This window comes from Agrobacterium bohemicum (assembly GCF_002896715.1).
In the GTDB taxonomy this organism is placed as follows: Bacteria; Pseudomonadota; Alphaproteobacteria; order Rhizobiales; family Rhizobiaceae; genus Agrobacterium; species Agrobacterium bohemicum.
The window spans coordinates 1-6,938 of the sequence record NZ_PGEL01000011.1 but is presented as its reverse complement, the minus strand read 5'-3'; the positions used below and the strand labels follow the sequence as shown (position 1 = coordinate 6,938).

General features: G+C 55.6%; 8 protein-coding genes. 5 read left to right on the top strand and 3 right to left on the bottom strand.

Going from position 1 to position 6,938, the window contains the following annotated elements:
* Positions 1–1,098 (bottom strand): MobQ family relaxase (gene mobQ, locus CUC55_RS00185; protein ID WP_170063790.1); only part of this gene is annotated, 1,098 nt, incomplete at its 3' end.
* Between the two features lie 199 nt (positions 1,099–1,297).
* On the opposite strand from mobQ, the gene CUC55_RS00180 reads away from it, so the two are divergent.
* From CUC55_RS00180 to CUC55_RS00160, 5 genes are all read left to right on the top strand, one after another.
* Complete coding sequence (locus tag CUC55_RS00180; protein WP_067653369.1) at positions 1,298–1,681, top strand: hypothetical protein; 384 nt, start codon at positions 1,298–1,300, stop codon at positions 1,679–1,681.
* Between the two features lie 273 nt (positions 1,682–1,954).
* Positions 1,955–2,647 carry a cytochrome b gene (locus CUC55_RS00175; RefSeq protein ID WP_103086627.1) on the top strand — a complete coding sequence of 231 codons (693 nt, stop codon included), beginning with the start codon at positions 1,955–1,957 and terminating at the stop codon, positions 2,645–2,647.
* A 139-nt stretch (positions 2,648–2,786) separates the two neighbouring features.
* Positions 2,787–3,671, top strand: coding sequence for a nucleotidyltransferase and HEPN domain-containing protein (locus tag CUC55_RS00170; RefSeq protein ID WP_425352691.1), 885 nt, complete (start codon positions 2,787–2,789; stop codon positions 3,669–3,671).
* Positions 3,672–3,859: 188 nt separating this feature from the next.
* A complete protein-coding gene (locus CUC55_RS00165) occupies positions 3,860–4,189 on the top strand; it encodes a hypothetical protein (RefSeq protein ID WP_067653374.1) in 330 nt (109 codons plus the stop codon).
* Between the two features lie 343 nt (positions 4,190–4,532).
* The gene (locus tag CUC55_RS00160) at positions 4,533–5,426 is read left to right on the top strand and encodes a DMT family transporter (protein WP_103086626.1); all 894 of its coding nucleotides are present in this window, start codon (positions 4,533–4,535) and stop codon (positions 5,424–5,426) included.
* A 61-nt stretch (positions 5,427–5,487) separates the two neighbouring features.
* Here CUC55_RS00160 and CUC55_RS00155 read toward each other — a convergent pair whose 3' ends face one another.
* Both CUC55_RS00155 and CUC55_RS00150 read right to left on the bottom strand, forming a co-directional pair.
* A complete protein-coding gene (locus CUC55_RS00155; protein ID WP_425352690.1) occupies positions 5,488–5,940 on the bottom strand; it encodes a Fic/DOC family protein in 453 nt (150 codons plus the stop codon).
* A 220-nt stretch (positions 5,941–6,160) separates the two neighbouring features.
* Entirely contained in the window at positions 6,161–6,364 is a 204-nt protein-coding gene (locus CUC55_RS00150) for a hypothetical protein (RefSeq protein WP_067653380.1), read from the bottom strand.
* Positions 6,365–6,938: the final 574 nt, after the last annotated feature.

Sequence of the window (6,938 nt, the reverse complement as noted above, 5' to 3'; positions counted from 1 at the left end):
CTCGTGGCTGAGACCAGGACCGTTCAGGAGCGCGTCCTGACGATCGAGCGCATGATCAACGGTTTCAGGTCTGACACCATGGCTGTGTCTGTCTGCCATCCGCAGCGCGCTGGCCGCCATGGAATGCTCGATCCCGATCATCTCGCGGGTCGAATAGCGCGCCAGTTCATCGTGTTGCTCGGCTTGCAGTTCGACCAGCTGGCGTGACGCCATGACGGCGGCAAGCGCGCGTTGGAAGCCGTCGGTGTCGTTGATGTAACGATGCAGCGTGCGGGCGACATCATGACGGGTAAACACGCTTTTCTCATCGGTCAGAAGGCGCAGGACCTCGTCGGGTTTGCGCCGGATCAACGCGGCGTTTCGGCGTGCCGCATCTTCCTCAAGCCGGGTGCGTGATACATCCAGTCCGCGTCGCATCATCTGGCTGGCATGCACGCCCATATGTTCGGTCGGTTCGATCTCCAGACCACGCTCCAGATGCGAGCGATGATCGATCCGCACATCAAGGCCTGCCCGCATCAGATGTCGGTTGGCATGCTGTTCGAACGTCTGGCGGATATCGCGCATCTGCAGGTGCGACGTCGGCAGATCCTGGGCGAGCAGCCATTTGTTCTCGCGCTCGATCAGGCTTTTTTCGCCAAGGCCCGTTGGGNTCACCACCCGCGTGGTCATCATCACATGTGCATGGATATTGCGGACATCGCTTTTGCCCTGCGGCACATGGATGGCGAAGTCGATAGCGGTGCCATAGCGGTTGGCAAGATCCTGGGCAAAGGCACGCGTCAGCGACAGGCGATCGTCGCGGCTCAGCTCATGGGGAAGGGCGATTTCGAACTCACGGGCAACACGGGCATCGCAGCGGTTCTCGGCAGCCTCCGCGGCATTCCACAGTGTTGATCGATCCAGTGCCCAGTCGGCTACAACAGCGTCGGGCAGAACGATCTCGCAATGGGCAACGCCCCGCCTGGCGGTAAAGTCATGCACGAGACCATCACGTTCATTCAGCATCATGGTCGCTGTTCGGTAGGCAATCGCCGCCACGGCACTGCGGCCACCCGATCTGGAAACCGGCTTGCTGCTGAGATGGTAGATCGCCACCGCCACCTGTCCTTTCCCGGTTCGGACAATCGGTTGAGCCAAATACGCTGCAACTCGTAAGTGCGCCCTTGTTGCTGTCGTTACGGCACGGCTAGCATTCGCAGATCGTGCTGGCGACGTGCAGATCTGCAGGTTGCAGGCTCCAGGAAATTGCGGTTCCAATAGCGCTGAGGCCAAATCGTCATAGGAGGATGCTGTTATGAGAAAGCCGATCGCGCAACGCATCAAGGAGCTCGAAGAGCGCAGGCGTAGTTTGCAATCGCGACTGGACAGGCAGGAGCGTGCGCAGACGACACGACGCAAGATCGTGCTCGGTTCGTTTGTGCTGGAGCACCTGGCGCAGGATGGCGATGGTGATACCGGCGATCAATGCGATCAATGCGACCTGAGGCAATGGCTTGCGGCACAATTGCCGGCGTTTCTCGTCCGGGATGCCGATCGGGCCTTGTTTGCGGACCTGCTCGAAGAATGCCGGATGGGTCAAGTCCACGATGTGACAGACGGCAACGCGCAACGGAGCAATGGGCACCATCGGCACGCCAATGGCAGTCAAGCGGACGTCATCGGGGACAAGGAGCCATGACGGTGCTCGATGTCACAACACTTGCCCCTCAGCTGCGCCTTCGCGGCGATAACGGATGACGGGACGCTCAAGAGGGATTGCGGGATGAGCCTGTCCTGACGGGAACGCGCTCCCCATAGCGCCGTAGTGAGCGGCAGGACAGGCGTGCGTCTGGCGCCATGGGGTGATGGGAACGCAAGCCCAGGATCTGACGAACGCTCCCGGACCGATCCCACCGTTGCGCTCTGTGTCAACGGCAGCTAGAGGCAGTTTATAATAAACAGGAGTTCTCGCATGTGGCTGGATACGCCCAAGCGTTATGGTCTGATCAGCCGGACCTTGCATTGGACCATGGCCTATCTTTNGATCTGGCAGTTTGTCGTCATCCTGACGTGGCGATTGTTCGGGGATAGGGAGTGGGTCAGGACGGTCACGTCGCTTGGACCCGGCCATGGCACCGTTGGCCTTCTGGTGATCGTGCTTGTCGTCATTCGCGCCATCTGGTGGACCGTCAATCGTAACCGTCGCCCGGTTCAATCGACAACCATTGCCGGTCATGCGGCCATTGTTGTTCACGCCAGCCTCTATCTTCTGATGTTTGGCATTCCGGCCCTGGCGCTGTTGCGGGCCTATGGCAGTGGCAAGGGGTGGGAGCCGTGGATCCCGGCGACCGGGGTGGAGGTGTCATGGATGATGGCACCGGCCGATTTTCTTCACAGTCTGTTGGCATGGGGCCTGTCGGTTCTGATCGCAGGCCACGTCACCATGGCGCTCGTTCACCGGTTTGCGTTGAACGACCAAACGCTTGGGCGGATGGCGGGAAGGCTGGGCAGAGCCACGACTGATGAGGAAGCAATGACGGGCAGGACAGCCGGACGAGACCTGAAAGCAGCGTCGCAGACCAAGGCTGATCAACTCCGCCGAGAGCCTTTGTGCAATGCGTGTCAACGGCCTAGGGGCCTTTCCTGCGGTTGTTGTTTCGGTTGAACTGTGTCAGGTTTTCCGGACCAGCTTTAAGAGAGTCGACGTCGATACCGCCAGCGAACAAGAACCTGCTACCATGATGAAGTCTTCCCTCGATCATATCCCGCCGCGCAAGCAACGTGAACTCGCCCGTGCGCTGTAAATCCTGCACGAGGAATTCGAGGATGCGCTGGGCGAGGGAACAGCCGACTTCAAGAAGCGCGGACGCATTCTCAAAATCATCCTGTTCGGTTCTTATGCCCGCGGTACGTTTGTCGACGAGCCGCACACGATGAAGGGCTATCGCTCTGACTTTGATCTGCTCGTCATCGTCAACAATCGCAAGCTGACCGACTTTGCCGAATATTGGTACAAGGCCGCCGACCGTTTGATCCGGGATAGTTTTATCGAAACGCCGGCACAGTTCATCGTGCACTCGCTGCGCGAGGTGAACACGCAGTTGAAGGAAGGCCATTACTTCTTCTCGGATATCCGCAGAGACGGGATCGTTCTTTACGAACTGGATGATGAACCACTGGTGGAGCCCAAGCCGCTGACCGCAGAGGCACGGCTGCGGGTGGCGCGGGAGCATTTTCAGGAGCGGCTCCCAAACGCTCAGCGGTCCCTGCAAACTGCTGCATTTCAGCTGACAAATTCGGAGACTGACATCAAGTGGCGAAAGGATGCTGCTTTCGCGCTCCATCAAACACTCGAGCAGGCTTACTCATGCGTTCTGCTCACTCTGACTAACTACGGACCTGCATCGCACAACATCAAGTTTCTGCGCTCGCTGGCAGAGGAGCAGGACCTGCGTTTGGTCGAAGCCTTTCCGCGTGATCAACACCGCGAGCGGGCCTGGTTCAACACGATCAACGAGGCCTATGTGAAGGCCCGGTACTCGAAGCATTTTGAGATCAGCGAAGAGGCGCTTGTCTGGCTTGGGGAACGGACCGCGCATCTGCTGGAACGGGTCAAACAGGTTTGCGAAGAGCACCTGACAAAACTCGCAGAGAATGCGAATGAAAAAGCGTCTCAAACGGGTGGTTAGTCATGCTCCTGGCGTCTTGCTCTCAAGACAGCGACGGGGTGTTTTTNGGGGCCGTTCATGGCCTTGCGACGATAGATCGCCGTTGCCCGATGATGCCGTTGGATCACAGACCAATCGAAACCACGTCGTTTGGTATTTTTNCCGATATCTGGACTTGAAAAAACGCAGGCGTGCGGCATTTTTNAGGGATGAGCCTGACAACGGATTTTATTGGCAAACTTGTTCGAGATGCCAATCGCATGGAGCGCCTCGATGCGTTCCAGAAGCGCCGGATGCTGGAGCGCGCCGTCGCGACGATCGCGGATTTGCGAGAGGCTGTGGGCCTGCCCACAGGCCCTGGCCGCGATATCGTTCTTGATATTCACACAACCGCTCTTTCGGTCGAGCGGGGCTGGCGCGATGACAATCAGGTTCGTGATACGTTTCTTCTGGCTGCTGGTATGATCCGGGACCTGCACATTGTTCTGGATAGCGGGACAAGGGTGTCCCTGGTGGGAAACCGCGATGTCTCGTTGTAATTGCCCCCCNGGGCAGGGATGCTAGGTATCAGATGGGGTTCCGGTTGGGTGATCGATTTGCGAGATAGACGCCCGTCCTACTGTTTTCAGCCCCCTCTTCGATTCGAAACCCGTTTACGTCTCGCCACTGGCATCAATTCAAATTCAGGGCCATTGCCCTTCGATGGGAGGACACTAGGATCTTAACGTCAATTGTCTTGCAAAGCCGCGACATCGGCTCTCGAGCCCTGACGGCCTGGACCAGCTCATCAACCGAACGTTCCGAAATACGCTGGAGTAATTTGATAGATCGTAACACAGGACTCGGCTAGTACAGATCATCAGCAGTATCGTGGTGAAGTGCATGGCAGGATCATTGGAAGCAAGGCCGCTTTTCGGCATCGGGCTGGCGGCCATGGGCTACTCCTGTTTNGCTCTTCAGGATGCGCTCGTCAAATTGCTTGTCGAAAGCTACGAGGTTCCGCAGATCCTCTTTGTGCGAAGCGCCGTCATCGTTCTGATTACCGGCCTACTGGCATATCGCTACCGCCACCCCTCCATCCTCAAANGCAAATATCGCGGCACCGTCGTTATTCGCGCAGCACTCATGCTCACCGCATGGATGCTGTTCTACAGCTCCGCGCGATATCTGGGGCTGGCGGAGCTCACCACGCTCTATTTCTCCGCACCCATCATGGTCATGTTTCTGTCCATCTTCGTGCTGAAAGAAAAAGTCGGCGCAGGCCGCTGGATAGCCTGCGTGGTCGGTTTCGTTGGAGTGGTCATAGCTGCCAATCCGGCCAACTCCCCCAACTGGCTTCCGGCAACTCTCTGCATCATCGCAGGTTTCTGCTGGGCATGGAGCACCATCCTCATCCGCCTCGTTAGCAGAAGCGAAACGACATTGACGCAGATGTACGCCACCAGCGCATTGTTCGGCATCGCCTGTGCACTCTCTTTGCCTTGGCTCTGGAAGAACCCGGATGCGCAGGGCTGGCTTCTCATGATCGGGGTCGGGCTCGTCTCAACAATCGGGCAATATCTTCTCTATGAAGGGTTCAGATACGCGCCCGCATCCTCACTCGCGCCGGTGGAATATACCGGCCTGATCTGGGCCTTCATCTATGGTTACGTCATCTGGACGGAAGTACCGGCAATCAACGTCTTTATCGGCGCAATCCTCATCGTCGCGGCGAGCCTTGTGCTTGTGAGTTGGGCACGACGGAGTATGAGAATGGCAAAGGAGCCGATTAGCTGATTTCTGCAAAGGTGACGCTAACACGCAGCAACCGATATTAGAGCCTCAACGGTCCCAATGCCTATTCTGTCATCCGCTTTGTTAGCCGCTTTTCCAGCAATGCAATTAGCGGATTCAGATCGTCGGCAAGGAAACCTGCTTCTGCTGCCACGTACCATTCCCGTTGGTCTTTCGCACAGAGATCGAGATCATAGCCAGCCTTCTCGGCAATCATTTGCAAAANCAATCGCTGCACGCGCCCGTTGCCCTCTATAAATGGGTGCGCCGCGTTGATTTCGTTGATGAACCTCGCGGCGTTTTCCGCAAACTGTCGCTTTTCAAGCCCACAATAGTAGTTCGAATTTTTNAGATGCTCGAATTGCTTCTCAACCCATGAAGCTATGTATGCAGGCTTCGCGAACGCGGCATTCGGGTTCCTGCTCGTCGTGTAAGTTCGCTCCATCCCCGCCCACTCATAAATATCCTGAAAGAGATGGCGGTGAAGTGCTTTCAGACCGTCATATGAAAGCTCCATGGCCTCAGCAGGAATCCGCTTCACCCTTATCGCCACGATCTGCGCTTCAAATCGGCTGAGGTCTTCCCAGTTTCTCGCACCTAATAAATTGATTGGAACCCTCGGTTCAGGTCCGGGATACATATATCGCTCGTAAATGGCCTTTTCGTTCACATTACTTTTCGCTTTAAATAAAAAACGCCCCCAAAATGAGAGCGCTCACAATATCTGTAGACGTATATTAAGCGGCAGCGCGATTGCGTTGTTTTGCCATCTGCACCAGCCGAGCAACCTGCTCATCATCAGCAACACCAGCTGCATTCCATTCTTCAACCAAAGCTGCGAGCGCCTCGTCCTTCTGAACACCCTCAATCGCGTTGTTGGCGTGCATCTGGTCGACGCGCCACGCAACATCCTTGGCTTCGTTCGAGAAAAAGCGGTTCATATGGTGCCTCCACTGTTTCTAGCAGCGCGATTTCAATACAATTAGCGCTTACAATGTCCTCAAACCTTAGAGGATTCCCGTTAAACTCGCAACGGAAAATCTGAAGACGTCAACGTAGAAGGAGTAAGGCGTTGAGAGCATACACCGTAATTTTTCTTGTTTGGGTGAGTTTGTTTGCAGTCCCGCAAGCTTTTGCACAAACTGCAACGCCTATGCCCGAAAGTGTTGAACGAAGGTTACTACAAGCATGTTCAGTTGACGTGATTGAGTTCATTGATGCCATTTGTCATGACAAAGGCACGGTAAATACCGTCGCGATAAACTTCCCCGGCGTGTGTAAACAATATGATTACTCGAACGACATCAAAAGAAAGCTACAAGAGTGCGACGGAAAGAACGTATTCTTTGAGATGTGGAAGTTCAAATTTAATATTCAAAATGATTTTGAGGAAAAATTCGTAGAATATGTAGAAAANTATTTTAGTAATGAGGCAGCGTCGGTAATCCCCCNGTTTTTAACGGGGCTCAGCAGTAGAATTCATGCTGCCATTTNCAGTTTTNGCCTCGGCGTGAT

Bases quoted from the DNA above. Each gene is read 5' to 3' on its own strand.
- CUC55_RS00180 (WP_067653369.1), top strand. From the start codon at position 1,298: ATGAGAAAGCCGATCGCGCAACGCATCAAGGAGCTCGAAGAGCGCAGG.
- CUC55_RS00150 (WP_067653380.1), bottom strand. From the start codon at position 6,364: ATGAACCGCTTTTTCTCGAACGAAGCCAAGGATGTTGCGTGGCGCGTC.
- CUC55_RS00165 (WP_067653374.1), top strand. From the start codon at position 3,860: ATGAGCCTGACAACGGATTTTATTGGCAAACTTGTTCGAGATGCCAAT.